Origin of the sequence: Mycobacterium sp. 1423905.2, from assembly GCF_001673155.1 — a bacterium.
Classification (GTDB): domain Bacteria; phylum Actinomycetota; class Actinomycetes; order Mycobacteriales; family Mycobacteriaceae; genus Mycobacterium.
Window position 1 is genome coordinate 1 of the sequence record NZ_LZLE01000019.1, and the last position, 1,050, is coordinate 1,050.

2 protein-coding genes are annotated in these 1,050 nt (G+C 64.4%); one reads left to right on the top strand and one right to left on the bottom strand.

The annotated features are described in order from the left end of the window. On the bottom strand, positions 1-275 hold a 275-nt coding region (locus A9W95_RS01120), incomplete at its 3' end, for a PE family protein (RefSeq protein ID WP_156745941.1). 300 nt (positions 276-575) lie between these two features. Between A9W95_RS01120 and A9W95_RS28265 the strand changes: the two genes are divergently transcribed. After that, positions 576-1,050: PE family protein (locus tag A9W95_RS28265; protein WP_156745942.1), on the top strand; the 475-nt coding region annotated here is incomplete at its 3' end.

The following is a 1,050-nucleotide window of genomic DNA, read 5'->3' on the forward strand; positions in this document are numbered from 1 at the left end:
TCAGCCGCGGAGTAGGCCCCGGCCCCAACGCTCAACGCCCGCACAAACTCGTCATGAAACAAGGCGGTCTGCGCTGTGAGCGCCTGATACTCCTGACCGAACGCGCCGAACAGCGTCGCTATCGCCGCGGAGACCTCGTCCTGAGCCGCGGACACAACCTGTGTCGTTGCCGCCGCGGCCGCGACGTTCGCCGACCTCAGAGCGGATCCGATCCGGGCAAAGTCCGCCGCAGCCGCCGCCAGCGGTTCTGGTGCGGCAATCAGGTAGGAAGCCATCCAACATCTCCCGACTGGGCGGAGCACCACCTGTATCCGACCGTCACAATACGGCCATATCGTCTGAGTATCCGTTGACAATACGGACATATGGGCATCGGCACGCGAAAACACAGACTTTTTGTCGGGAAATTTTTCCTTAGCGGCACAAAGGTTTTTTGGCGCTTGGGCGGCATGTCGGGTCGTCATCGCCTCGCACGGCGAGCCGGCAATTTGTCCGAAGTGAGCGTCCCGCCGCGGGCCGCCCGATACGATTTGCGAGATTTTTCGTACCCGATAATTTCGGTCGGTAGGGGTCACATGTCCTTCGTGGTGGTCGGTCCAGAGGTGATGGCGTCGGCGGCAACAGATCTGGGCGGTATCGGCTCGGCCATCGCAGCGGCAAACTCCGCGGCGTCGGGAGTTATCACTGAGTTGCTGCCTGCTGCTGCCGATGATGTGTCGGCGGCCGTCGCCGCGGTGTTCGGCGCTCACGGTCAGGCCTACCAAGGGATCAGCCAACAGCTGGCGGCGTTTCACCAGCAGTTGGTACACAACCTGTCGGCCGGCGCGGCTTCGTATGCCGCGGCTGAAGCCGCCAGTGTTAACCCGCTGCAGGCCGTCGAGCAAAACGTGCTCGCGGCGATCAACGCGCCCAGCCAGGTGTTGCTGGGCCGCCCGCTGATCGGCGACGGCGCCAGTGGAACAGCGGCAAATCCCAACGGCGGCGCCGGCGGGACGGGCGGTGTCAACCGGCAGCTGTTCTCGATTGGGGGCACCGGCGGGACCGGTGGTG